This window comes from Roseitalea sp. MMSF_3546 (assembly GCF_030732865.1).
Taxonomy (GTDB): Bacteria; Pseudomonadota; Alphaproteobacteria; order Rhizobiales; family Rhizobiaceae; genus Roseitalea.
Genome location: NZ_JASHKB010000007.1, coordinates 30,684 through 53,366, shown reverse-complemented (window position 1 = coordinate 53,366; position 22,683 = coordinate 30,684). Strand labels below are relative to the sequence as shown.

Annotated in this window: 27 protein-coding genes; 18 read left to right on the top strand and 9 right to left on the bottom strand. The window is 66.9% G+C overall.

Annotation, left to right across the window (positions count from 1 at the left end; genetic code table 11):
• Positions 1 to 150: 150 nt before the first annotated feature.
• Positions 151 to 1,170, top strand: coding sequence for a GH25 family lysozyme (locus RBB34_RS07675; protein ID WP_306118615.1), 1,020 nt, complete (start codon positions 151 to 153; stop codon positions 1,168 to 1,170).
• A 15-nt stretch (positions 1,171 to 1,185) separates the two neighbouring features.
• Here the strand turns inward: RBB34_RS07675 and RBB34_RS07670 are convergent, their stop codons facing one another.
• Genes RBB34_RS07670 through RBB34_RS07660 form a run of 3 tightly spaced genes read right to left on the bottom strand, consistent with a single transcriptional unit; the run spans position 1,186 to position 2,508 of the window.
• A complete protein-coding gene (locus RBB34_RS07670; RefSeq protein WP_306118614.1) occupies positions 1,186 to 1,464 on the bottom strand; it encodes a BrnA antitoxin family protein in 279 nt (92 codons plus the stop codon).
• Positions 1,442 to 1,738: a BrnT family toxin gene (locus RBB34_RS07665; RefSeq protein ID WP_306118613.1), complete on the bottom strand. Its 297-nt coding sequence runs from the start codon at positions 1,736 to 1,738 to the stop codon at positions 1,442 to 1,444. The genes RBB34_RS07670 and RBB34_RS07665 overlap by 23 nt, the downstream gene beginning before the upstream one ends.
• A gap of 50 nt (positions 1,739 to 1,788) precedes the next feature.
• Entirely contained in the window at positions 1,789 to 2,508 is a 720-nt protein-coding gene (locus tag RBB34_RS07660) for a GntR family transcriptional regulator (protein ID WP_306118612.1), read from the bottom strand.
• A 133-nt stretch (positions 2,509 to 2,641) separates the two neighbouring features.
• Between RBB34_RS07660 and RBB34_RS07655 the strand changes: the two genes are divergently transcribed.
• The 3 genes from RBB34_RS07655 to RBB34_RS07645 are packed head-to-tail and all read left to right on the top strand — an operon-like array spanning position 2,642 to position 5,270.
• On the top strand, positions 2,642 to 3,799 hold the full coding sequence (locus RBB34_RS07655; RefSeq protein ID WP_306118611.1) for an LLM class flavin-dependent oxidoreductase: 1,158 nt from the start codon (positions 2,642 to 2,644) through the stop codon (positions 3,797 to 3,799).
• Positions 3,799 to 4,704 (top strand): aldo/keto reductase, encoded by a 906-nt coding sequence (locus RBB34_RS07650; RefSeq protein WP_306118610.1) that lies wholly within the window; start codon positions 3,799 to 3,801, stop codon positions 4,702 to 4,704. Before RBB34_RS07655 ends, RBB34_RS07650 begins: the two co-directional genes overlap by 1 nt.
• A 14-nt stretch (positions 4,705 to 4,718) precedes the next feature.
• Entirely contained in the window at positions 4,719 to 5,270 is a 552-nt protein-coding gene (locus tag RBB34_RS07645; protein WP_306118609.1) for a flavin reductase family protein, read from the top strand.
• On the opposite strand, the gene RBB34_RS07640 is transcribed toward RBB34_RS07645, so the two are convergent.
• From RBB34_RS07640 to hemB, 4 genes are all read right to left on the bottom strand, one after another.
• Positions 5,203 to 6,075, bottom strand: a complete 873-nt coding sequence (locus RBB34_RS07640) for a DMT family transporter (RefSeq protein WP_306118608.1) — start codon at positions 6,073 to 6,075, stop codon at positions 5,203 to 5,205. The two genes, RBB34_RS07645 and RBB34_RS07640, sit on opposite strands and share 68 nt — an antisense overlap.
• A gap of 70 nt (positions 6,076 to 6,145) precedes the next feature.
• Positions 6,146 to 6,928, bottom strand: coding sequence for an arginyltransferase (locus RBB34_RS07635; RefSeq protein WP_306118607.1), 783 nt, complete (start codon positions 6,926 to 6,928; stop codon positions 6,146 to 6,148).
• Positions 6,929 to 7,025: 97 nt separating this feature from the next.
• Positions 7,026 to 7,511, bottom strand: a complete 486-nt coding sequence (locus RBB34_RS07630; protein ID WP_306118606.1) for an RDD family protein — start codon at positions 7,509 to 7,511, stop codon at positions 7,026 to 7,028.
• Between the two features lie 79 nt (positions 7,512 to 7,590).
• The gene (gene hemB, locus RBB34_RS07625; RefSeq protein WP_306118605.1) at positions 7,591 to 8,607 is read right to left on the bottom strand and encodes a porphobilinogen synthase; all 1,017 of its coding nucleotides are present in this window, start codon (positions 8,605 to 8,607) and stop codon (positions 7,591 to 7,593) included.
• Between the two features lie 139 nt (positions 8,608 to 8,746).
• Here hemB and RBB34_RS07620 point away from each other — a divergent pair, with 139 nt between their 5' ends.
• Both RBB34_RS07620 and RBB34_RS07615 read left to right on the top strand, forming a co-directional pair.
• On the top strand, positions 8,747 to 9,172 hold the full coding sequence (locus tag RBB34_RS07620; protein WP_306118604.1) for a DUF6163 family protein: 426 nt from the start codon (positions 8,747 to 8,749) through the stop codon (positions 9,170 to 9,172).
• A gap of 153 nt (positions 9,173 to 9,325) precedes the next feature.
• Positions 9,326 to 9,838, top strand: a complete 513-nt coding sequence (locus RBB34_RS07615; RefSeq protein WP_306118603.1) for a winged helix DNA-binding protein — start codon at positions 9,326 to 9,328, stop codon at positions 9,836 to 9,838.
• A gap of 76 nt (positions 9,839 to 9,914) precedes the next feature.
• Here RBB34_RS07615 and RBB34_RS07610 read toward each other — a convergent pair whose 3' ends face one another.
• A complete protein-coding gene (locus tag RBB34_RS07610; RefSeq protein WP_306118602.1) occupies positions 9,915 to 10,721 on the bottom strand; it encodes a DUF1295 domain-containing protein in 807 nt (268 codons plus the stop codon).
• Positions 10,722 to 10,846: 125 nt separating this feature from the next.
• On the opposite strand from RBB34_RS07610, the gene RBB34_RS07605 reads away from it, so the two are divergent.
• The 10 genes from RBB34_RS07605 to RBB34_RS07560 all read left to right on the top strand — a co-directional run bounded on the left by RBB34_RS07605 (position 10,847) and on the right by RBB34_RS07560 (position 20,845).
• Positions 10,847 to 12,118 (top strand): L,D-transpeptidase family protein, encoded by a 1,272-nt coding sequence (locus RBB34_RS07605; protein ID WP_306118601.1) that lies wholly within the window; start codon positions 10,847 to 10,849, stop codon positions 12,116 to 12,118.
• Between the two features lie 144 nt (positions 12,119 to 12,262).
• Positions 12,263 to 13,579, top strand: coding sequence for a serine hydroxymethyltransferase (gene glyA, locus RBB34_RS07600; RefSeq protein ID WP_306118600.1), 1,317 nt, complete (start codon positions 12,263 to 12,265; stop codon positions 13,577 to 13,579).
• 10 nt (positions 13,580 to 13,589) lie between these two features.
• A complete protein-coding gene (gene nrdR, locus RBB34_RS07595) occupies positions 13,590 to 14,084 on the top strand; it encodes a transcriptional regulator NrdR (protein WP_306118599.1) in 495 nt (164 codons plus the stop codon).
• Entirely contained in the window at positions 14,071 to 15,195 is a 1,125-nt protein-coding gene (gene ribD, locus RBB34_RS07590) for a bifunctional diaminohydroxyphosphoribosylaminopyrimidine deaminase/5-amino-6-(5-phosphoribosylamino)uracil reductase RibD (RefSeq protein WP_306118713.1), read from the top strand. The genes nrdR and ribD overlap by 14 nt, the downstream gene beginning before the upstream one ends.
• Positions 15,196 to 15,822 (top strand): riboflavin synthase, encoded by a 627-nt coding sequence (locus tag RBB34_RS07585; protein WP_306118598.1) that lies wholly within the window; start codon positions 15,196 to 15,198, stop codon positions 15,820 to 15,822.
• A gap of 35 nt (positions 15,823 to 15,857) precedes the next feature.
• Positions 15,858 to 16,301 carry a 6,7-dimethyl-8-ribityllumazine synthase gene (gene ribH / locus RBB34_RS07580; protein ID WP_306118597.1) on the top strand — a complete coding sequence of 148 codons (444 nt, stop codon included), beginning with the start codon at positions 15,858 to 15,860 and terminating at the stop codon, positions 16,299 to 16,301.
• Positions 16,298 to 16,774, top strand: coding sequence for a transcription antitermination factor NusB (gene nusB / locus RBB34_RS07575; protein WP_306118596.1), 477 nt, complete (start codon positions 16,298 to 16,300; stop codon positions 16,772 to 16,774). Before ribH ends, nusB begins: the two co-directional genes overlap by 4 nt.
• Before the next feature lie 9 nt (positions 16,775 to 16,783).
• Complete coding sequence (locus tag RBB34_RS07570) at positions 16,784 to 18,028, top strand: MFS transporter (RefSeq protein WP_306118595.1); 1,245 nt, start codon at positions 16,784 to 16,786, stop codon at positions 18,026 to 18,028.
• 156 nt (positions 18,029 to 18,184) lie between these two features.
• Positions 18,185 to 20,323: a sodium-translocating pyrophosphatase gene (locus RBB34_RS07565; protein ID WP_306118594.1), complete on the top strand. Its 2,139-nt coding sequence runs from the start codon at positions 18,185 to 18,187 to the stop codon at positions 20,321 to 20,323.
• A 180-nt stretch (positions 20,324 to 20,503) separates the two neighbouring features.
• Complete coding sequence (locus RBB34_RS07560; RefSeq protein WP_306118593.1) at positions 20,504 to 20,845, top strand: VOC family protein; 342 nt, start codon at positions 20,504 to 20,506, stop codon at positions 20,843 to 20,845.
• A gap of 72 nt (positions 20,846 to 20,917) precedes the next feature.
• Here RBB34_RS07560 and RBB34_RS07555 read toward each other — a convergent pair whose 3' ends face one another.
• Entirely contained in the window at positions 20,918 to 21,427 is a 510-nt protein-coding gene (locus RBB34_RS07555; protein ID WP_306118592.1) for an outer membrane protein assembly factor BamE, read from the bottom strand.
• 113 nt (positions 21,428 to 21,540) lie between these two features.
• Between RBB34_RS07555 and RBB34_RS07550 the strand changes: the two genes are divergently transcribed.
• Positions 21,541 to 22,095, top strand: a complete 555-nt coding sequence (locus tag RBB34_RS07550) for a ubiquinol-cytochrome C chaperone family protein (protein ID WP_306118591.1) — start codon at positions 21,541 to 21,543, stop codon at positions 22,093 to 22,095.
• On the top strand, positions 22,092 to 22,649 hold the full coding sequence (locus tag RBB34_RS07545) for a DUF177 domain-containing protein (protein ID WP_306118590.1): 558 nt from the start codon (positions 22,092 to 22,094) through the stop codon (positions 22,647 to 22,649). Before RBB34_RS07550 ends, RBB34_RS07545 begins: the two co-directional genes overlap by 4 nt.
• The last annotated feature ends 34 nt before the right edge of the window (positions 22,650 to 22,683 follow it).

Below are 22,683 nucleotides of genomic sequence, written 5' to 3'. Positions count from 1 at the left end.
GGCCCCGCCCTGCGACCGCGCGTCGCGGCGGAATTCGCCGTCGCCGGGCGCCGTTAACCATCGCAATTTTCCCTTTGTCAGCAATTGACCGTTAACGCTTTGCCGCCGGGGGTCCGTCATGGGCTCCCCTCGTGTTTGTGGTGGGTGTTCATGCGTTCGCTTCTGCTCGCCGTCGGCCTTTTCGCGGTGACCTCCGCCGGCCTTGCCGGCTGCACGTCCTCCTCGCGCGTCGACGCCCTGACGACGGCCGCGACCGAGGCCGCGCCCGCCGCGCCGGTTACCGATCCCGCCGCGCCAATTGGCGGCGTCGCGGCGCTGATCGCCGAAACCCGGCAGGACTTTCCGCCGCCGCTCGACGCGCCGAAAGGCAAGGCGTCCGGCAAGGCGGCCGACACGAAGGCCGCGCCCGTGCCCGCACCCATCGAGGTGGCGCTGGCGCGCCCTGAAAACCCCGCGCTTTCGGTCGGGCGCATCTACCCGCCGCGATTCGGCGATGCCGAGCCGGTCGATTTCGGCGCCCGTTCGCCGCATCCCTTCGAGGTGCATGGCGTCGATGTTTCGCACTGGCAGCAGGAGATCGACTGGAAGGCGCTGCGCACCCAGGGCGCCAACTTCGCCTTCATCAAGGCGACCGAGGGCGGCAAGCATGTCGACCGGCTGTTCAAGCGCAATTGGGACCAGGCGCGTAAAGCGGGCATCCCGCGCGGCGCCTACCATTTCTTCTACTGGTGCCGGGCCGCCTCCGAGCAGGCCGACTGGTTCATCCGCCATGTGCCAAGGGAGAAGGGATCGCTGCCGCCGGTGCTCGACGTCGAATGGTACGGCAACAAGGGTACCTGCCCCAAAAAGCCCTCGCGCGCCACCGTGCTCGAGAAGATGCAGGTCTTCCTCGATCGCCTTGAGGCTCATTACGGCGTCAAGCCGATCATCTACACCACGCCCGACTTCTATCGCGACAATCTGCGCGGCAGGCTGACCGACTATTCCTTCTGGCTGCGTTCGGTCGCCGCCCATCCGAGCGACGTCTATCCGGACCGCGCCTTCGCCTTCTGGCAGTATTCGGGCACCGGCACGGCGCGAAAGGGCGTCAAAACGAAGATCGATCTGAACGTCTTCAACGGCACCGAGGAAGGCTGGCGCAGATGGCTCGCCGAGCGCGTGGTGCGCTGAACCGGCGCGCCAGCGTCAGCGGGTCGGTTCGGCGAGCGCCCGCTCGATCGCCTCGCGGATGAAGCGCTGATAGGGGATATCGCGCTTCCTTGCCCGCTCCTTGACGGCCGCGAGCATGTCCTCGGGCAGGCGGATGCTGATCTGCCGGTCCTTGCGGCGCAGTTCGAAGCGCACCGGTCGGAAGCCCGAGAAATCATACTCGCTCAGATCGGCCTCGTCGACGAAGCGTTCGGCCTCCTCATCCGTCTCAAAGCGCGGAAAGGGCTTGAGTTTAGCTGGTTCGTCGTCGCTCATAGCGTGCAACTTCCTTTCGATGCATGTAGCGGGCACTGATCGGTCGGAGCAATCTGGCTCCCTTCCGCAGCCGGAAGTTGAACACGATGAAGACATGGCGACCTTCCCGGTTCGCCCCGACAGCATTGAAACGTATCTCTGGCTCTGCGGCGGCCCGATCGGGCAGGACATCAGGCTCGTTCGAAAGTACGAACTCGATCTCTGCACGCGAAACGCCATGCTTGCCGCATTTGGGCGAGTTGCCCGCGTCCCAGTCGAACCCGTCAAACAGCATGGGGCATCAGCGTCTGTATATACGTTTGCATATACGGTTCGGCAAGCCTGTCACTGCCAGCGCGCCACATAGTCCACCGTCGCCGGATCGTACCAGTTCTGCGAGTATTCCTCGATCGTATTGGCATTGCTCCAGGAAATGCGCGTGACGCGGCCAAGCGGCGCACCGGCAATGAACGGCGTGCCGGGCGGGCCGAAATCGGGGCAGGGCGCCATCGTGATCCGATCCTCGACCCGGGTGATCCAGAAGCCGAGTTTTTCCTTGTAGAACAGATGCATGGATTCGGCGATCGATTCGACCTGCAAGCGCGGGGCGTGGCGCGCATCGAACCAGATTTCCTCGAGCGCGGCGGGCACGCCGCCCAGTCTTCGCAGCCGCCGGACGCGCCAGGCCTGCTGTGAGGACCCTTCGCCGAAGGGCGGGGCGTAGCCGGGATGGGCCATCAGATCGAGCGACAGGATCTGCGCTGTCGGCAGGCCGGCGCCGTTGCGCAACTCGAGGTGAAACAGTTCGTAGATCGAGCCCGACTTGATGCGTCCGCGCACATAGGTGCCCGAGCCCTGCACGCGCACCACCAGCCCGCGCGTTTCGAGCACCGACAGCGCCTTGCGCAGCGTGCCCACGGCAACGCCGAGCTGGCTGGCGAGATCGGCCTCGGTGGGAAGGCGTGCGCCGTCCGGCCACAGCCCGGCGGCGATCTCGCGCGTCAGGAGTTCGGAGATCTGTAGGTAGAGCGGCAGCGCGCCGCCCCTGCGCGCTCTTCCCCGCACGGCCGGTCCTTTTTGGCCGACGATAGCGGGCCGCGACATGGCTGTCATGCCCAAATTCATTCATTATTGATGCACGTCAGCCGGAGTGCTACGTAAACGGCGACAACCGTGTCAATCTGCAAGGAACACAGCCATGACCGTCGTCCCGGTCAAACATGCCGATCTCGATGCCGCCGAAATCGCCTGGTTCGCGCCGATCTGCTCGGATGACTACCGTTATCTGGGCGTGCCCGACGGCAGTCTGCGCTCGTCCTTCGATCACGCGAGCGCGATCGTCAAACTGGCCGAGCAGCTCGGCTATCGCAACGTGCTCTGCCCTTCTTCCTACATGGTCGGGCAGGACACCTGGAGTTTCGTTTCGGCCATGGCGCCGTTGACCGAGGACATCAACCTTCTGGCGGCGATCCGCTGCGGCGAGGTGCATCCGGCCATGCTTGCCCGTGCCATCGCCACGGTCGACCACGTGATGAAGGGGCGGCTGACGCTCAACATCATCTCCTCGAACCAGCCCGGTGAAGACGCATCCAGCGAATTGCGCTATCGCCGCTCGACCGAGGTGGTGGAGATCCTGCGCCAGGCCTTCACGCGCGAGACGATCGACTATGAGGGCGAGATCTATCGCCTGAAGGGGCTGAGCACCGATCCGGTCCGACCCTATCAGCAAAACGGCGGCCCGCTTCTTTATTTCGGCGGCTACTCGCCCGCCGCCCTCGAGCTTTGCGGCCGGCATTGCGAGGTCTATCTGATGTGGCCCGAACCCGAGGAACTGCTCGCCGAACGCATGAGAACCGTGCATGCGCGCGCCGAGGCGCACGGTCGCGTGCTCGACTACGGATTGCGGCTTCACATGATCGTGCGCGATACCGAGGCCGAAGCGCGCGAATATGCCCGCGATCTGGTCTCAAGACTCGATGACGCGACGGGTGAGCAAATCAGGAACCGCGCGCAGGATGCCAGGAGCTATGGCGTGTCGCTGCAGACCGCAAGCCGCAACACCGCCGACGAGGAGGGTTATGTCGAGCCCAATCTGTGGACCGGTATCGGCCGTGCGCGCTCGGGCTGCGGTGCCGCGCTGGTCGGCTCGGTCGAGCAGGTGCTTGAAAAGATCGACCGCTACCGGAAGATGGGCATTCGCGCCTTCATATTCTCCGGTTATCCGAGCCGGCAGGAGTGCGAGATCTTCGGGCGGAAGGTTTTGCCGCAGTTGAAGACCTGCTCGCTGCCCCATGTTTACGGGAGGGTGCCTGAATCGGTGCCGGCAACGCCGCTGGGCGTGGGAGAACGGGTCTGATGGAAACGATCGAATTCGGCCACGGCGTGCCACCCATGAGCCGTATCGTCTACGGCGCCTGGAGGCTGAGCGACGATCACGACACCACCCCCGACCATGTGCTCGAAAAGATCGAGCTGTGCCTGGCACAGGGCATCACCACCTTCGACCACGCCGACATCTATGGCGACTACGAATGCGAGGCGCTGTTCGGCCGTGCGCTGCGCAACCGCCCCGACCTGCGCGACACGATGCAGATCGTCACCAAATGCGGCATCATGGCGATGTCGGACAAGTTTCCGCGCCGGCGCGTCAAGCACTACGACACCTCCGCGGCGCATATCCGCAATTCGGTCGAGGTGGCGCTGGGGCAACTGGGCTTTGACGTCATCGATCTGCTGCTCATCCACCGGCCAGACCCGTTCCTGGACCATCATGAAACGGGCGCGGCGCTCGACGCGCTGGTCGACGAGGGCAAGGTCCGCGGGATCGGCGTGTCCAATTTCATGCCCTGGGACATCGACCTTCTGCAGTCGGCGATGACCCATCCGATCCTGACCAACCAGATCGAGATCAATCTGGTCAACAAGGCCGCCTTCACCAACGGCCAGATCGCCCGCGCCCAGCGCGATGGCGCCCCGCCCATGGCCTGGTCGCCGCTGGCCGGCGGATCGATGTTCTATCCCGGCGACCAGGTCGGCAAGCGCGTCATGCCGCGCCTGACCGAGATCGCCGCCGATCAGGGCGTCAGCGCCGAGGCGGTCGCGGTCGCCTGGCTGCTGGCGCACCCGGCCCGCATCGTTCCGGTCGTGGGCACCAATTCGCTCAAACGCATCGAACGCATCGCCGACGCCTTGAAAGTCACGCTCGACCGACAGACATGGTTCGAATTGTGGTCACTGGCCGAAGGCGACGAAGTCCCTTGAAGGAAAACCCTGACATGAATGCCGACGCCCATCTGAACCTCGACGCGATCCGCATGGCCGAACTCAAGCGCGCCATGGGCGGTTTCGCCACGGGCGTGACGATCGTCGCCACAAGCCATGGCGGCGCCGATTACGGCATGACCTGCAATTCCTTCAACACCGTTTCGCTCGACCCGCCGCTTGTCCTGTGGTCGGTGCGCAAGCAGAGCGCCAGCCGCGCCGCCTTTACAGGCTCGTCGGGCTACACGGTCAGCGTGCTGGGCAGCCATCAGCAGGCACTTGCCGAGCGTTTCACGCACGGCGCCCCCACCGAGCGGTTCGACGGTGTGGGCACCACGCGCCTGCCGACGGGCCGGGTACGGCTCGACGACGCGGTATCCTGGTTCGATTGCACGCTCGAGCAGGTGGTCGGGGCCGGCGATCATGATGTGCTGATCGGCCGTGTCATCGCCTTTGCGGCCGGCGCCGGCGAACCGCTCGTTTATGTCCATGGCGGCTTCACCGCGCCACTGCGAGCCGCTTCGCGCGAAGTTGCCACAGCGAGTGGACGGCCAGTGCGCCGATGAGGATGGTGCCGCCGACCAGCACGCGCGGCGTCGGCGTTTCGGCCAGGATGATCCAGACCCAGATCGGCGCGAGCACGGTCTCCAGCAGATAGAACATGCCGACCTCGGGCGCCGAAAGATATCGCGGCCCTGTCGCCAGGCACCAATAGGCGACCGGCAGCATCACCATTCCGTTGATGATGATGAAGATGGGCGCATCCAGCATCACCGGCTGCTGGTTCCAGGCGAGCACGATGCTGGCGATGATGATCGGCACGATACCGCCGACGATCGGCGCAAAGCCCATATGCTTGCCGCTGCGGCGCGACAGGGTGATGGCCAGGGCGATGCAGATCGCCGCCATCAGCGCGCACAGATCGCCGAAGGTGTTGCCGGCGTCCAGCCCGTCCGAGACGATGATGCCCACAGCCGCGATCATCACGGCCATGGTGATCCGCGTGGCGACCGTGGGCGTTTCGCCGAGCCACAGCCAGCCGATCAGCGCGGCGAGCATCGGAGTGAAGGCGACGATGAAGACGACGTTCGCCGCACTGGTGTATTGCACCGCGACAACGAAGAAGGTGACCGTGAAGCCGTAGATGATCGCCACCGGAATGCCGTCGGGCAGCGGCAGCAGCGTGAACGGCCGACCGGTGACGGCGCGCACGATGGCCCAGATGGAAAGGCCGGCGACCAGCGCGCCCACGCAGCGCACGATCAGCACCGAAAACGCATCGCCGCCGCCCAGCTTGATCAGCGGGACGTCGAAACTGAGCGCCACACCGCCAATGGCGGTGATCAGCAGACCTTTGGCATGGGGCGTCATGACCGACCGCTACGGCGCATGGTCGGCCGGCGCAAGGCCGGTTCACGCGACATCTGGTCGGCGCGCGCCCTCAGCGCGGTCGCGGCGGCCTTGGCGTTCGGTCCGGCGGCTCGTAGCGTTCCCAGCCGGCGCCGGTCAGATGCTGCTGCGGCAGAAAGCGCGTCTTGTAGTCCATCTTGCGCGAGCCGGCGACCCAGTAGCCCAGATAGACATGCGCCATGCCCTGACGGCGGGCCCGCTCGATATGATCGAGGATCATGTAGGTGCCCAGCGACCGCCCGCTCTCTTCGGGGTCGAAGAACGAATAGACCATCGAATAGCCGTCGGCCATGTAGTCGGACAAGGCCACGCCGACCAGCGGCCCGTCGCCGCGACCGGTCAGGAAGCTGTCCGGACCCCGGCGGCGATATTCGATCACGCGCGAATTGACGTGGGTGTCCTCGACCATCATGGCATAGTCGAGCACCGTCATGTCGCTCATGCCGCCGCCATAGTGCCGCGAGTCGAGATATTTCCGGAACAGCGAGTACTGTTCGCTCGACGGCTCGGCGCCGTACTCGGCGCCCACGAGATCGCTGTTGCGCCTGGCCACCCGGCGCATCGAGCGGGTCGGCTCGAACTCGTCGGCAAGGATGCGCACCGAAACGCAGGCGCGGCACGATTCGCACGCCGGCCTGTAGGCGATGTTCTGACTGCGCCGAAACCCGCCCAGGGTGAGGAGCTCGTTCATCTCGGCGGCCTTTTCGCCGACCAGATGCGTGAAGACCTTGCGCTCGAATTGGCCGTCCAGATAGGGGCAGGGCGCAGGCGAGGTCAGAAAGAACTGCGGCGCTTTTGTCGAATGCTTGGTCATCGCGCGTGGTGTTTCAAGCCCCGGGGTTCCCTTTGGACCACGACGGCAAACAATGGCATGTGTGCCTTGAAGGTCAAGGCGGAAAACCGCCGCCCGCTCACGCGGTTTCGCGATAGTGCTGCGAGCGCACGGCCACCGTGCCAAGGGCGAGATCGTGAAGCAGCCGCTTGTGGCGGGTGAACAGCGCGACAAGAACGATGAACGGTGTCAGGATCGTGTTGGCGGCCCAGAAGAGCACCGCGTGCACGATCGCCGTCATCGCATCGATCGGCTGGCCGTCATAGCGCACCAGCCGCAGATCCATCATCTGCATGCCCCATGTGCCCTGGTTCGGCCCGCCCATGGTCCAGCCGATATAGGCAAGCGCGACCAGCGGAACCAGGATTGCATAAAGCAGCCAGCCAAGCCCGAACGTGGCAAAGCCGAGCAGCGCCACGATCGGCACCGCCACGACAACGAGGCCGAAGACGAGCAGATAGTCGATGCAAAAGGCGATGGTTCGCCGCGTCCTGACGCCGGCGAACAGGCGCCAGTCGTCGAACCGGTCGGTCGGGATATGCGCGTGGGTCATTGCTTCGCTCATGGCCCCGAAATGGTCGGGCGCGCCGGCAAATTCAAGCCAAGCGAGGCAACGCGGGGGCGCCGCGGGCAGCCCTGCGTGCTCAGCCGGCGAGCATGCGCGCAACGCGCGGCGCGTAATAGGTCAGGATCCCGTCGCAGCCGGCGCGCTTGAAGGCGAGCAGCTTTTCCATCATCACCCGTTCGCCGTCGATCCACCCATTGGCGGACGCCGCCTCGATCATCGCATACTCGCCCGAGACCTGGTAGGCGAAGACCGGCACGCGCAATTCGCTCTTCAGCCGCCAGCACACGTCCAGATAGGGCAGGGCGGGCTTGACCATGACCATGTCGGCGCCCTCGGTCAGGTCCTGTTCGGCCTCGCGCAGCGCTTCGTCCGCATTGGCCGGGTCGATGTAGTAGGTCTTCTTGTCGCCCTTGAGCAGGCCGGCCGTGCCCACCGCCTCGCGATAGGGGCCGTAGCAGGCCGAGGCGAACTTGGTCGCGTACGACATGATCGCCACGTCCTGGAAGCCCGCCCCGTCGAGCGCGTCGCGGATGGCGCCCACGCGCCCGTCCATCATGTCCGAGGGCGCGATGATGTCGGCGCCCGCCTCGGCCTGCGCGACCGCCGCGCGCGCGATGATGTCCACGGTCTCATCATTGACGATGACGCCGTCGCGCAGCACCCCGTCATGGCCGTGGCTGGTGAACGGGTCGAGCGCCACGTCGGTGATGACGCCGATGTCCGGCACGGCCTCCTTGATCGCCGCGGTCACGGTGTTGACGATGTTGTCGGGGTCGAGAATGTGCGAGCCCGCTTCGTCCTTCTTCGCGCCGTCGATATAGGCGAAGGTGGCGATCGCCGGAATCCCCAGCGCATGGGCTTGCCGGGCCGCCTCCACGGCGCGGTCGCATGTCAGCCGCGCAACGCCCGGCATCGCCGCGATCGGCTCGGCCCGCTCAACGCCTTCCATGATGAAGATCGGCCAGATCAGGTCGTCGACGCTCAGCCGGTTCTCGCGCACCAGCCGGCGCGACCAGTCGGCCTTGCGCATGCGCCTCAGGCGCCGCCCGCCGGTGATCTCGTCGACGCTGCGTGCGGGCGTGTTGGCTTTCATGGCGTGCTCCTGTCGTGACCGGCGTGGCTTCTGCGCCTGACCTACACCCGCGCTTTGCATTTCGCAAAGCCGTCCGATAGACCGACGCAAGGGCACCTGTGAACAGGGCACCGAACCGCCGGGCATTGCGATGGTCACAGTGGAACACGATACCCTTCCGCCGCAAAAGGGCGCGTTCGAACAGGGATGGTCGGCCTTCCTGCGCGTCATGGCGATCGTCGCGCTGGGTTCGGCGCTTCTGTACTGGGCCCAGCTGACCGGCATCTACGGTGAGCCGGACCTGCGTTTCGACCGGCTGTCGCCGCATGGCCGCGTGCTCTTTGCCACCCTGGCCGTGCTCATGCCCGCCGCCGCGCTCGGCCTGTGGCTGGTGGCGCGCTGGGGCGTCGTCATCTGGGTGATGGGCCTGGTCGCCGAGATCGCCGCCTATGGCATCTGGGTCGAACAGTTTCCGCCAAGGCCCTGGGTCGCCGGCGTCAATGCGATTGCGTTGCTGGTGCTGTTGCTGCTTGGCGGGGCATTGCTGGTGGCGCGCTACCGGGCGGGCGCGGCAAGCGAGGATTGAACCGCGCCGCTTAACCGGCCATTGACCACCCGAACGATTGGGGCCCGCGTAACTGCTTGTTAACGCAGGCGTTTAAATCGAATTTTATGCGCATTTCCTAGGGTCGGCCTCACAAGGCGGGGCAACACCGCCGACAAAACATGTGAGGCACAAATGATCAACCAGTCTGGTCTCGTGGGCGAACCGCGAGCGCCCTCGGACGCGCAATCGCTGCGGCGGCTTTATCTGGAGGCGTTGCAGCTCGTGGAACGGCTGCACCGGCGCCTTCAGGATGTGGTCAAGGACGAGTTCGACCGGTCCGGACGCGACGACATCAACGCGGTGCAGGCGATCCTGCTTTTCAATATCGGCGACAGCGAACTGACGGCGGGCGAGTTGCGCTCGCGCGGCTATTACCTTGGCTCGAACGTGTCCTACAACGTCAAGAAGCTCGCCCAGGACGGGTTCATCCACCACAAGAAGTCGAGCTCGGACCGGCGCGCCGTCCGCATCAGCCTGACCGAGAAGGGCCGCGAGGTCGCTGAGACGGTCGAGCGGCTCTACGAGCGCCACATCGCCTCGATCGAGGCGGTCGGCGGTATCGATGTCGACGAGTTCAAGACGATGAACCGGGCGATGCAGCGGCTCGACCGCTTCTGGAACGACACCATCCTCTACCGGCTCTGATCTCCAGCCGGGTAGACTGCAGGCGCCGGTTCCTCTTGCCGGCGTCTGCATCGTTTCGTCCTTTCGCCGCACGCGCCTATTCGGCCGGCTGGTCGCCGCGACGGCCGGCCCGTCGCGGCAGGCCGATCAGCGCCGGCACGCGTGCGGCATAGGCCGCATAGCCCGGACGCGTGCGAACCATGTGCTGTTCGGTCAGCGGCAGCGTGACGCCGGCCATCACCGCGCACAACAGCACCGGCCCGGCGAACACGATCGCGCTGCCCGAGATCGCCCAGGCGCTCAGCGCCAGTCCCCACCACAGCACCATCTCGCCGAGATAGTTCGGATGCCGGCTCAGGCCCCACAGCCCGCTTGTGACCAGCGCATGCGCGCCGGCCGCACGCCGCTTGGCGGCCGCCAGTTGCCGGTCGGCCGCCCATTCAAGGCCAAAGCCCGCCGCGAACACCGCCATGCCCAGCCAGAACGCGACGACCGAGGGTTCGCCCGCAACATCGCCGGCGAAAGCCAGATGAACCGGCGCGGCGATCAGCCACAGCAGCACGGCCTGCAACAGGAAGATCTTGTAAAGGCTCGCCCACCGGAAGGGCGGGCCGCCGGCCTCGCGCATCGCCCGGTAGCGCGGGTCCTCGCCATCGGCCGCCTGGTGCCGCGCGATGAGCTGCGCCGCCAGCCGCACCGACCAGACGATGAGCGCGGCCAGCAGCACCCACTGCAGCGGGCTCGCAACGCCGTGATACCACACATGCACCAGCGCGATGGCCGAAAAGCCCGGTCCCCAGTAATAGTCGACGATGCCCGCATCCTCGATCATGACATTAATCAGCCATATTGCTATGAAAGCCACGCAGGTGATGGCCAACGTCATCGTCAGTGAGGCATCCATGCCGAAACCTTTCTGTTGACAGGATGCCATTTCCAACATGGTTACCTGTCTGTTAACGAAGCGGCGCTAAAGCGATATCGGCGTCGCCGATCCTGGGGCGACAAGAGGGATTACGCGGGCAGACCATGAACGGATTTGCAAGAAGAACACGTCGGGCATTTCTCACGAGCGTCGGCGCCGCCGGCGCCATTGCCGCCGCCGGCGGCGCTGCGGCGGCACAGACCACGATCAACGAGATTCTGCAATCTCCCCGGCGCGGCAACTGGGACGACCAGTTCGACGCGGCCGGCGCCCGCACGACCGAGGTCATGAGCCGGGTGCCGATCCTGTCGCCGCTGACGTCCGGCTATGTCGAGCAGTCCATATTCGACTACCGCATGATCGTCGCCCAGGGCGGCTGGCCCAGGGTCAACGCGACCCAGGCGCTGCGCGTGGGCGTGCAGGACGAAGCGGTGCGCCAATTGCGCCGGCGCCTGATCGTCTCCGGTGACCTGCCGCGCAATGCCGGCGACAGCGCCACCTTCGACACCTTCCTCGACGGCGCCGTCAAGCGCTTCCAGGTGCGCCACGGCATGACCGCCGACGGCATCGTCGGCAACTACACGCTGGCCGCGCTCAACGTGTCGGCGCCGGTGCGCCTTGGCCAGCTTGAGACCAATCTGGTGCGGCTGCGCTCCATGTCGGGCTATCTGGGCGACCGCTATGTGATGGTCAACATTCCCGCCGCCGAGGTCGAGGCGGTGGAGACGGACCGCGTCGCGCTGCGCCACAAGGCCATCGTCGGCAAGATCGACCGGCAGACGCCGATCCTGTCCTCGCAGATCCACGAGGTCATTCTCAACCCCTACTGGACCGCGCCCAAATCGATCATCCGCAAGGACATCATCCCGCTCATGCGCGAGGATCCCACCTACCTGACGCGCAACAAGATCCGCCTTTTCGATCAGGGCGGCAACGAGGTGCCGCCCGAATTGGTCGACTGGTCGACCGACGAGGCGCTGGCGCTGCGCTTCCGCCAGGATCCGGGCAAGATCAACGCCATGTCCTCGACCAAGATCAATTTCCAGAACCCGCATGCGGTCTACATGCACGACACGCCGCAGCAGAGCCTGTTCGGCCAGTTCCTGCGCTTTGAATCGTCGGGCTGCGTGCGCGTGCACAACATTCGCGAACTGACGATCTGGCTGCTCGAATCGACGCCGGGCTGGGACCGCAACCGCATCGAGCAGGTTGTCGCCTCTGGCGTGAACACCGAGATCCCGGTCGAGGTGAAGGTGCCGGTCTATTTCGTCTACATCTCCGCCTGGTCGACCGATGACCGCGTCGTCCATTTCCGCGACGACATCTACAATCGCGACGGCGTGGACGAATTGCAGCTTTCCTCGACCACGCTGTAGGGTCTTCGGCGCCCCGCCGGCGTCGGCGGGGCGATCGGTCACACGATCGCGGGCGAACCCGGCCCCGTGCCAGGCATGACAGCGGCGCGGCATCGTGTTAAGGCGCGCCCGCCTGTCCCTGCATCCAACGAAAGGACTGCTCTCATGTCGCATGTCAGCGCTGCCGATTCGCAATTCTCCGACGCCTTTTTCGGCCAGGACCTGGCCGGGCGCGATCCGGAGATCGCCGGCGCCATCGACAAGGAACTGACGCGCCAGCGCCACGAGATCGAACTGATCGCCTCGGAGAACATCGTCAGCCGCGCCGTGCTCGAGGCGCAGGGCTCGGTGATGACCAACAAATACGCCGAGGGCTATCCGGGCCGACGCTATTATGGCGGCTGCCAGTATGTCGACATTGCCGAGAACCTGGCCATCGAGCGCGCCACCCGGCTGTTCGGCTGCGGCTTCGCCAATGTCCAGCCCAATTCGGGCAGCCAGGCCAACCAGGCTGTGATGCTGGCGCTCGCCGCGCCGGGCGACACGATCCTGGGCATGAGCCTCGATGCCGGCGGCCACCTGACGCACGGCGCCCGGCCGAACATGTCGGGCAAATGGTTCAACGCGGTCCAGTACGGGCTCGACCTCGACACCGGCCTGATCGATTACGACCAGGTCCAAGCGCTCGCCGTCGAGCACAAGCCGCGCCTGATCATCGCCGGCGGCTCGGCCTATTCGCGCATCATCGACTTCGCCCGGTTTCGCGCCATTGCCGACAAGGTCGGCGCGCATTTGTGGGTCGACATGGCCCATTTCGCCGGTCTGGTCGCCGCCGGCGTTCATCCCAGCCCGTTCCCGCACGCCCATGTGGTCACCACGACCACGCACAAGACGCTGCGCGGCCCGCGCGGCGGCATGGTGCTCACCGATGACGAGACGATCGCCAAGAAGATCAACTCGGCGGTGTTTCCCGGTCTTCAGGGCGGCCCGCTCATGCATGTGATCGCCGCCAAGGCTGTCGCCTTCGGCGAGGCGCTGGACCCCGAATTCGCCGGCTACATGCGCGCGGTGGCGGACAACGCCAAGGTGCTCGCCCAGACCATCGTCGAGGGCGGCATGCAGATCGTCTCGGGCGGCACCGACACGCACCTGATGCTGGTCGACCTGCGGCCCAAGGGCGTTACCGGCAAGGCCGCCGAGGCCGCGCTCGGCCGCGCCTTCATCACCTGCAACAAGAACGGCGTTCCCGACGACCCGGAAAAGCCGGCCGTGACCTCGGGCATCCGCCTGGGCACGCCGGCGGCGACCACCCGCGGCTTCGGCCCCGCCGAGTTTCGTGAGGTCGGCCGGATGATCGTCAAGGTGATCGACGTGCTCGCCCAGTCCGGCGAGGATGGCGACACCTCGCAGGTCGAGGCGGCGGTTCGCGAGGACGTGATCGCGCTGACGAACCGCTTCCCCATCTATCCGCATCTGGACTGAGGGAACGCGCTTGCGCTGTCCGTTCTGTCACACCGAGAACACGCAGGTCAAAGACAGCCGCCCCGCCGAGGAGGGGACCGTCATCCGCCGCCGCCGGGTCTGCCCGGACTGCGGCGGCCGGTTCACCACCTTCGAGCGGGTGCAGCTGCGCGAACTGGTCGTCGTCAAGAAGAACGGCCGCAAGGTGCCCTTCGACCGCGACAAGCTCGCCCGTTCCTTCGAGGTCGCGCTGCGCAAGCGGCCCGTCGAGCCCGAGCGGGTCGAAAAGGCCGTCTCGGCCATCGTCCGCCAGCTCGAGAGCTCGGGCGAGCAGGAAATCCCCGCCGACGAGATCGGCACGCTCGTCATGGAAGCGCTCAAGCGCATGGACGAGGTCGCCTTCGTGCGCTTTGCCTCGGTCTACAAGGATTTCCGCAACCCGCAGGACTTCAAGGATCTGCTCGGACAGATCGGCGAGCGGATCGATGACCAGGAGCGCGACGGGGCGGCCGATGCCGCCCGGTGAGGCAGGTACGGCCCTGTCCGAGGTCGACCGCCGCTTTATGGGCGCGGCGCTGCGCTATGGCCGGCGCCATCTCGGCCGCACCGGCACCAACCCGTCCGTGGCAACGCTCATCGTGCGCGACGATGGCCAGGGACCGGTGATCGTCGGCCGCGGCGTGACCGCGCCGGGCGGCCGCCCCCATGCCGAGCCGATCGCGCTCAAGCAGGCCGGCGAGGCCGCGCGCGGCGCCACCGCCTATGTCACCCTCGAGCCGTGCGCCCATCATGGCCGCACGCCGCCCTGCGCCGAAGCGCTGATCGCGGCGGGCGTGGCGCGTGTCGTCGCCGCCGTCTCCGATCCCGATCCGCGCGTTTCTGGCCGCGGTTATGCCATGCTGCGCAAGGCCGGGATCGAGGTTCTGGCCGATTGTGCGCCGGACCGGGCCCGGGCGGTTTTGGGCGGCTATCTGATTCGATCTTTCAACAAGCGCGCGCAAGTGACTCTCAAGCTTGCCGTTTCCGCCGATGGCATGATCGGCCGTCCGGGCGCCGGCCAGGTGCCGATCACCGGCGCGGTCGCCCGCGCCCAGAGCCATGTCCTGCGCGCCGAGCACGATGCGGTCCTCATCGGCATCGGCACCGCGCTCGAGGACGATCCGGAACTGACCTGCCGGCTGCCGGGCATGGAAGACCGCACGCCACGCCGTATCGTCGTGGACACCGATGCGCGCCTGCCATTGTCCTCGCAACTGGTCGAGACCGCCGCCCGCGCGCCGGTGCATGTGGCGACCTGCGCGCCGCTGTCCGAGCGCGCCCGCGCGCTGGCGGCAAGGGGCGTGCGGATCATCGCTTCGGAGGCTCATGACGGGCGCCTCGCGCTGCCCGAACTGACCGAGGACCTGGCGGCCATCGGCGTTGCCAGCTTGCTTGTCGAGGGCGGCGCGGCCATTGCGTCGGCGTTCCTCGCCGAGGGCCTTGTCGACCGCATCGCCCTATTCGACAGCGATGTCGCGGTCGGACAGGGCGGCGTGCGGGCGCCGCTGACCGCCGCGTCCCTGCCGGCCGGTTTCGCCGTCACGCGCCGCGCGGCCTATGGCGCCGACCGCTTCGTCTTCGCCGAACGGGGAGGGTGAATGTTCACCGGCATCGTCACCGATATCGGGCGCATCGACGCCGTTGCCACGCTTGCCGAGGGCCGGCGCTTTCGCATCGCAACGCAATACGATCCGGCGGGCATCGCCATCGGCGCGTCGATCGCCTGCGCCGGCGTCTGTCTGACCGTCACCGGCCTGCCCGAGCGGGGCTCGAACGCGCGCTGGTTCGAGGTCGAGGCCTGGGAGGAGGCGCTGCGCCTGACCACCGCCGGCGACTGGGCCGAAGGGGCGCGGATCAATCTCGAGCGCGCGCTCAAGGCGGGCGACGAATATGGCGGACACATGGTGTCGGGCCATGTCGACGCCATGGCGCAAATCGTCGAGCGCCACGACGAGGGCGATGCGGTGCGCTTTGTCGTCGAGGCGCCCGCCGCCTTGATGAAGTTCATCGCGCCCAAGGGCTCGGTCGCTCTCGACGGGACGTCGCTCACCGTCAACGGCGTTTCGGGCGGGCGTTTCGACGTCCTGCTGATTCGCCATTCGCTCGACGTGACCACCTGGGGCGAGCGGCAGCCGGGCGACCGCGTCAACCTCGAAATCGACCCGATCGCGCGCTATGTCGCCCACTATGTGGACCGCCTTGCGCAGGCCGGAAAAGGGGCGTAGTCCAGCCGCCAGCCACCTCAGTCGCCGGACCGTTCATGAGCCCCGACCGCCCCCGCATCCTGATCGTCGAAGCGCGCTTTTACGACGACATGTCCGACGCGCTGCTTGCCGGCGCGCGCGCCGCGCTGGACGAAGCTGGCGCGATCCACCACACCGTCACCGTGCCCGGCGCGCTGGAAGTGCCCGGCGCGATCCGCTTCGCCCTCGACCGCACCGTGCCCTATGACGGCTATGTGGCGCTCGGCATGGTCATTCGCGGCGAGACCTATCACTTCGAGATCGTGTGCAACGAATCCGCGCGCGGGCTCACCGACCTCGCCCTCGCGCACGGTCTTGCCATCGGCAATGGCATCGTCACGGCCGAAAATGCCGATCAGGGCTGGGCCCGCGCCGATCCGGCCCGCAAGGACAAGGGCGGCGATGCCGCCCGCGCCGCGCTCGCCATGATCGCGCTCCGCCACGAACTGGGCCTGGCATGATGGCGAGCCAGCCCCCGTCCCTCGGCAAGGCGGCCAACAAGCGCGGCGTGGCGCGGCTGGCCGCCGTGCAGGCCCTTTACCAGATGGACATTTCGGGCGCCGGCGTGCTCGAGACCGCGGCCGAATACGAGACCTTCCGGCTCGGCCAGGAGATCGACGGGGTCCGCTACCGCGATGCCGACCCGGCCTGGTTCCGGGCGATCCTGTCCGGCGTCGTTGCCGAGCAGACCCGGCTCGATCCGGTCATCCGCGCCGCGCTGAGCGAAGGCTGGCCGCTGTCGCGGCTCGACGGCACGCTGCGCGCGCTGCTGCGCGCCGGCGCCTGGGAGTTGATCCACCGCAAGGATGTTCCGGTGCCGGTCATCGTAACCGAGTATGTCGATGTCGCCCACGCGTTCTTCGGCGAGGGCGAGGAGCCGCGCATGGTCAACGCGGTCCTCGACCGGATCGCCCGCACGCACCGCAAGGACTGAACCCGCAACGTGACGACCCAGGCCGCACAGGACCTTGCCGCCGCCAAGCGCGCCACGCTGACCATCGCGGCGGCGGCCGCGATCGTCGGTGCCGCGGCGCCGGTGTCGATTTCGCTGGGCGGGCTTGCCGGCCACTACCTGCTCGGCGCCGACAAGACGCTGGCGACATTGCCCGTCACCGGGTTCAACCTGGGCGTGGCGCTCGGCGCGCTGCCGGCGGCCCTGCTGATGCGCGCGGTCGGCCGCCGCAACGGTTTCATGTCCGGCGCCCTGGTCACCGCCACCGGCGGCGCCGTCGCCGCCGTCGCGCTCATGCAGGGCCTTTTCTGGCTGTTTGGTCTGGCGCTTGCGCTGATCGGCATTGGCGGCGCCTTCGTCCAGCAATACCGCTTCGCGGTCGCCGATGCCGCCCCGCCCGTCTTCAAGCCCAAGGCGATCTCCTGGGTGCTCGGCGGCGGCGTCTTCGCCGCCATCATCGGTCCGCAGGCAGTGATCCACACCAAGGATCTGCTCGCCCCGGTCGAGTTCGCCGGCGCCTTCGTGTCGGTGATCGGGCTGGGGCTCGTCGGCGTGATCGTCCTTGCCACGCTGAAGATCCGCGACCACGTGGCGGCCGGCCCGGCCGCGGTGAGCGCCGCCCCGCCGCGCCCGCTCGGCCAGATCGTCACCCAGCCGCGCTTTGCCGTTGCGTTCCTGTGCGCGGTGACCTCGTACGCGCTGATGAGCTTTCTGATGACCGGCGCGCCGCTCGCCATGGTCGGCTGCGGCTTTTCGGCCGAACAGGCAACGCTCGGCATCTCCTGGCACGTCATGGCGATGTTCGCGCCCAGCTTCGTCACCGGCCACCTGATTGCCCGCTTCGGCAAGGAGACGATCGTCGCAACGGGCCTCGTCATCCTGATCGCATGCGCGCTGGTCGCCCTGTCGGGCATCGCCCTGTGGCAGTTCTGGCTGGCCCTGATCCTTCTGGGCGTTGGCTGGAATTTCGGCTTCATCGGCGCCACCGCAATGCTCACCGAGACCTACACGCCGGCCGAAAAGAACACCGTGCAGGGCGCGCACGATTTCGCCCTTTTCGGCACGGTCGCGCTGGCCTCGCTGATGTCGGGCGCCACCCTCAATGCGTTCGGCTGGGCGACGCTGAACTGGATCCTGCTGCCGATCGCCGGGCTGTGCCTTGTCGTGCTGATCGGCTTCGTCGTCCATGACCGGCGTGCGGGCGCCGAACCGCCGGCCGCCGCCCCACACGGCTGACGCCTTCGACCATCGGGGGAATGGGCGCCACGCGCCTTGATTCTCGTCCACCCATTCTGCATAGACGACGCCGACGCAGCGTGCCCGCCCGGGCACTGCCGACCCGACATCTTGCGGCCCGCGGGGGATTTTGCGGGCCATTCAGGAGGATATCCGATGCTACTTCTCGCCGTCATCGCCTGCGGGCTGGTGTCGATCGCATACGCGGTCTGGGCCACGCAGTCGGTCCTGGCTGCCGATCAGGGCAACCAGCGCATGCAGGAGATCGCAGGTGCGATCCGCGAGGGCGCCCAGGCCTATCTGAACCGGCAGTACACCACCATCGCGATCGTCGGCATCGTCGTGTGCGCCGTCACCTGGCTGCTTCTGGGCGCGACCGCGGCCATCGGCTTTCTGATCGGCGCCGTGCTCTCTGGCCTTGCCGGCTATATCGGCATGCACGTTTCGGTGCGCGCCAATGTGCGCACGGCCCAGGCGGCCGCCCATTCGCTGTCGGGCGGGCTCGACATCGCCTTCAAGTCCGGGGCGATCACCGGCATGCTGGTGGCCGGCCTGGCGCTGCTCGGCGTTGCCATCTACTACTACGTCCTGACCGTGCCCATGGGTCTTGCATCGGAAAGCCGCACCGTCATCGACGCGCTCGTCGCGCTCGGCTTCGGCGCCTCGCTGATTTCGATCTTCGCGCGCCTTGGCGGCGGCATCTTCACCAAGGGCGCCGATGTCGGCGGCGATCTCGTCGGCAAGGTCGAGGCCGGCATACCCGAGGACGATCCGCGCAATCCCGCAACCATCGCCGACAATGTCGGCGACAATGTCGGCGACTGCGCCGGCATGGCCGCCGACCTGTTCGAGACCTATGCGGTGACCGTCGTCGCCACCATGGTGCTCGCCGCGATCTTCTTTGCCGGCACCGAGGTGCTGGCCATGGTCATGCTGTATCCGCTGGCGATTGGCGCGGCCTGCCTGATCACCTCGATCGTCGGCACCTTCTTCGTGCGCCTTGGCACCAACGGCTCGATCATGGGCGCGCTCTACAAGGGCCTGATCGCCACCGGCGTGCTGACGATCTTCGGCCTTGGGGCGGCGACCTCGTTCACAATCGGCTGGGGCGAGATCGGCGTCGTCGACGGCAAGTCCATCATCGGCTGGAACCTGTTCATCTGCGGCCTGATCGGCCTGATCGTCACCGGCCTGATCGTGATCATCACCGAATACTACACCGGCACCAACAAGCGGCCGGTCAATTCGATCAGCCAGGCCTCGGTCACCGGCCACGGCACCAACGTCATCCAGGGCCTCGCGGTCTCGCTCGAGGCGACCGCGCTGCCCGCCATCGTCATCGTTGCCGGCATCATCGCCACCTTCCAGCTCGGCGGCCTGTTCGGCATCGGCATCGCGGTGACCGTCATGCTCGGCCTTGCCGGGATGATCGTCGCGCTCGATGCCTTCGGCCCGGTCACCGACAATGCCGGCGGCATCGCCGAGATGGCCGGCCTCGATCCTGAAGTGCGCAAGTCGACCGACGCGCTCGACGCGGTCGGCAACACCACCAAGGCCGTCACCAAGGGCTACGCCATCGGCTCGGCAGGTCTTGGCGCGCTGGTGCTGTTTGCCGCCTATGCCAACGACCTGACCTATTTCGCGGCCAATTCGGAGACCTACGGCTACTTCGCCGATCTGGGCGAGATCTCGTTCGAGCTGTCCAACCCGTATGTCGTGGCCGGGCTGATCTTCGGCGGCCTGATCCCCTATCTGTTCGGCGGCATCGCCATGACCGCCGTCGGCCGCGCCGGCGGCGCGGTCGTCGAGGAGGTGCGCAGCCAGTTTCGCGAAAAGCCCGGCATCATGGAAGGCACCGAGCGGCCCGACTACGCGCGCGCGGTCGACATGCTGACCCGCGCCGCGATCAAGGAGATGATCGTGCCCTCGCTGCTGCCGGTGCTGGCCCCGCTGGTGGTCTATTTCGGCGTGCTGATCATTTCCGGCTCCAAGGCCTCGGCCTTCGCCGCCGTCGGCGCGATGCTGCTCGGGGTGATCGTCAACGGCCTGTTCGTCGCCATCTCGATGACCTCGGGCGGCGGCGCCTGGGACAACGCCAAGAAATCCTTCGAGGACGGTTTCGTCGACAAGGACGGCGTCAAGCACGAAAAGGGCTCGGAGGCGCACAAGGCCTCGGTGACCGGCGACACCGTCGGCGATCCGTACAAGGACACCGCCGGCCCGGCCGTGAACCCTGCGATCAAGATCACCAACATCGTCGCCCTGCTGCTGCTGGCCGTGTTGGCGCAGGGATAGGGGGCGTACCGGGCCGGTCGCCGGTCCGCTCCACGCCGTGTCACAGCCCCGCGTTGAGACGTGGCTTGCGCCGCGTCATCCCGGCACGCAATGCCGGGATCGGGGGCCGCCAAGCGCGATTGCGGGGAGACGCCCCGCACGGGCGCACCGCCCATCAGCATGGATGAAGGAAAACGGACCATGCCAGTAAAGCTGCCGCTCAAGATGACCTATGTCGAATTCACCTCGCCCAGGCTCGAGCAGACCCAGGCCTTTCTCGCCGACGCCTTCGGCTGGAGCTATGTCGACTATGGCGACGACTACAAGGACGTTCAGGGCTCGGGGATCGGCGGCGGCCTTGAACGCGGCGAACTCCGCCCGCCGCTCGTCGTCCTCCAGACCGACGATCTGGAAGGCGCCCTGCGCGCGGTGATCGATGCCGGCGGCACCATCACCCAGCCGATCTTCGGCTTTCCCGGCGGTCGCCGCTTCCAGTTCACCGAACCGGGCGGCAACGAACTGGCCGTCTTCTCCGAGAGCTGAAGGAGCTCCGGCCTTCGCCGTGTCCTGGCCGGCCCGCTGCTCTTGGCCGGGCTGCTGCTCTTGGCCGGCCCGCTACTGCCCCAGCACCGATTCGGGCGTCGGTCCGCCCAGCGTGCCGGTCAGGATCTGCGTCAGGAAGGTCTGGTCGCGGCCGCCGGTCGGCGTTGTTCGCGTGATGAAGTCGAATACCCTGCCATCCTGCAGGCCGTAATCGGCGAGCTGGCGCACCTTGGACTCCTCGTCGAAATAGACCGCCACGACCCGCTGGTTGACGAGCCGCGGCTTGAGGAACTGAGCGCGTCGCTTGCGCGTCTGGGAGATGTAGTAGAACACCTCCTCATCGCCGAAGGAATTGGTGGTCGTCGGCGTGCCCAGCGCCAGCAGAACCTGCGCCCGGCTCGAGCCCTCGGGCACCAGCGACAGCGTCTGCTCGTCGATGACATAGCCCTGCTTGAAGGTCTCGGAGGTGTCGAGCACGTCCATCGTGCTGCAGCCGGTGATCAGGGCGCCGGAGACGGCAAGGGCGGCCAGGCGGGCCGTCATGCGTTGAGAAGCCTTGATTTTCTTCGCCGCCACGATCATCTCCTGTTGGGCGCCTTGCGCCTTTGGGCCGGTGAACCCGGTAAACCACAGCCGGCCGCGTTGCAAGCGCGTCGAACGCGCCCCCGCACCGGCCAACGATCTGGGCATGCTGCATGATTGTGTCACTGTTTCGGCGAACCGAGCGCGAAACGAACCGCAGGATCGTCGACGCCATCTTCGAGCGCACCGTCGCGGCCGCGCGCCAGCCGGTGCTGTATGCCGACTGGGGCATGCCGGACACTCCGCTCGGCCGCTATGAATCGGTTGCCCTGCACATGATCGTGCTCATGCACCGGACCCGCGCGCAAGGCCCGCAGATCGAGGCGCTCGCCCAGGAGGTGCTCGACGAGTTCTTCAAGGATGTCGACCACTCCATCCGCGAACTGGGCGTGGGCGATCTTGGCGTGCCAAAGCGCATGAAGAAGCTGGCGCGCATGTTCTATGGCCGCATGGGCGCCTACTGGCAGGCCATCGACGACGACGATCCGGACGCGCTCGCCATCGCCATCAGGCGCAATGTCATGCCCGACGATCCGGCCAGCGAGCGTCTCGCGCCCGCTCCGATCGCCGCCTACATGATCGCCAGCGCGCGGCATCTGGCCACCCAGGACAATGCGGCGCTGCTGGCCGGCCGCATCGATTACCTGACCGCCGGGCCGGCACCGTGACCGGAACCGCGGCGCCATCGCCGGTCAGCCGGCCGCTCGACGTCTCCCGGCTTGCCGCCGGCGGCCGCGCCGTATCGATCGGCGCCGACGCCGACCAGCGCGCCGCGCTCGCCGAAATCCACGGGCTCGAGACCGTTGACGGCTTTCGTGCCGAACTAGTTGTGCGCCCCTGGCAGCGCGATGGCGTGCGGGTGACCGGTGAGATCGTCGCCGATATCGTCCAGCAATGCGTCGTCACGCTCGAACCGCTGCCGGCGCGGCTCGCCGTGCCGGTCGATGCCACCTTCGTGCCGCGCGATTCGCGGCTCGCCCGGCGGCTCGAGCAGGGCGAGGGTCAAGACGTGCTCATCGACCCCGAAGGACCCGACGCACCCGAAACCTTTGATTCACCATTTCTGGACATTGGCGCGGTCGCCGAGGAATTCTTCGCGCTGGCCATCGATCCTTATCCGCACAAGCCCGGCGCCGGCCCGGTCGAAATGACCGCGGGCGAGGACGATCAGGCCGAACAGGGCCCGTTCGCCGCGCTCGACAGGCTGCGCAAGGCGCGCTGAGCGAAGCGAAATTGATGGTTGAGCCGAAAGGCAT

Coding starts and splice junctions, on each gene's coding strand:
- RBB34_RS07675 (WP_306118615.1), top strand. CDS start 151: ATGCGTTCGCTTCTGCTCGCCGTCGGCCTTTTCGCGGTGACCTCCGCC.
- RBB34_RS07670 (WP_306118614.1), bottom strand. CDS start 1,464: ATGAGCGACGACGAACCAGCTAAACTCAAGCCCTTTCCGCGCTTTGAG.
- RBB34_RS07665 (WP_306118613.1), bottom strand. CDS start 1,738: ATGCTGTTTGACGGGTTCGACTGGGACGCGGGCAACTCGCCCAAATGC.
- RBB34_RS07655 (WP_306118611.1), top strand. CDS start 2,642: ATGACCGTCGTCCCGGTCAAACATGCCGATCTCGATGCCGCCGAAATC.
- RBB34_RS07650 (WP_306118610.1), top strand. CDS start 3,799: ATGGAAACGATCGAATTCGGCCACGGCGTGCCACCCATGAGCCGTATC.
- RBB34_RS07645 (WP_306118609.1), top strand. CDS start 4,719: ATGAATGCCGACGCCCATCTGAACCTCGACGCGATCCGCATGGCCGAA.
- RBB34_RS07640 (WP_306118608.1), bottom strand. CDS start 6,075: ATGACGCCCCATGCCAAAGGTCTGCTGATCACCGCCATTGGCGGTGTG.
- RBB34_RS07635 (WP_306118607.1), bottom strand. CDS start 6,928: ATGACCAAGCATTCGACAAAAGCGCCGCAGTTCTTTCTGACCTCGCCT.
- RBB34_RS07630 (WP_306118606.1), bottom strand. CDS start 7,511: ATGAGCGAAGCAATGACCCACGCGCATATCCCGACCGACCGGTTCGAC.
- hemB (WP_306118605.1), bottom strand. CDS start 8,607: ATGAAAGCCAACACGCCCGCACGCAGCGTCGACGAGATCACCGGCGGG.
- RBB34_RS07615 (WP_306118603.1), top strand. CDS start 9,326: ATGATCAACCAGTCTGGTCTCGTGGGCGAACCGCGAGCGCCCTCGGAC.
- RBB34_RS07610 (WP_306118602.1), bottom strand. CDS start 10,721: ATGGATGCCTCACTGACGATGACGTTGGCCATCACCTGCGTGGCTTTC.
- RBB34_RS07605 (WP_306118601.1), top strand. CDS start 10,847: ATGAACGGATTTGCAAGAAGAACACGTCGGGCATTTCTCACGAGCGTC.
- glyA (WP_306118600.1), top strand. CDS start 12,263: ATGTCGCATGTCAGCGCTGCCGATTCGCAATTCTCCGACGCCTTTTTC.
- ribD (WP_306118713.1), top strand. CDS start 14,071: ATGCCGCCCGGTGAGGCAGGTACGGCCCTGTCCGAGGTCGACCGCCGC.
- RBB34_RS07585 (WP_306118598.1), top strand. CDS start 15,196: ATGTTCACCGGCATCGTCACCGATATCGGGCGCATCGACGCCGTTGCC.
- ribH (WP_306118597.1), top strand. CDS start 15,858: ATGAGCCCCGACCGCCCCCGCATCCTGATCGTCGAAGCGCGCTTTTAC.
- nusB (WP_306118596.1), top strand. CDS start 16,298: ATGATGGCGAGCCAGCCCCCGTCCCTCGGCAAGGCGGCCAACAAGCGC.
- RBB34_RS07565 (WP_306118594.1), top strand. CDS start 18,185: ATGCTACTTCTCGCCGTCATCGCCTGCGGGCTGGTGTCGATCGCATAC.
- RBB34_RS07560 (WP_306118593.1), top strand. CDS start 20,504: ATGCCAGTAAAGCTGCCGCTCAAGATGACCTATGTCGAATTCACCTCG.
- RBB34_RS07555 (WP_306118592.1), bottom strand. CDS start 21,427: ATGATCGTGGCGGCGAAGAAAATCAAGGCTTCTCAACGCATGACGGCC.
- RBB34_RS07550 (WP_306118591.1), top strand. CDS start 21,541: ATGATTGTGTCACTGTTTCGGCGAACCGAGCGCGAAACGAACCGCAGG.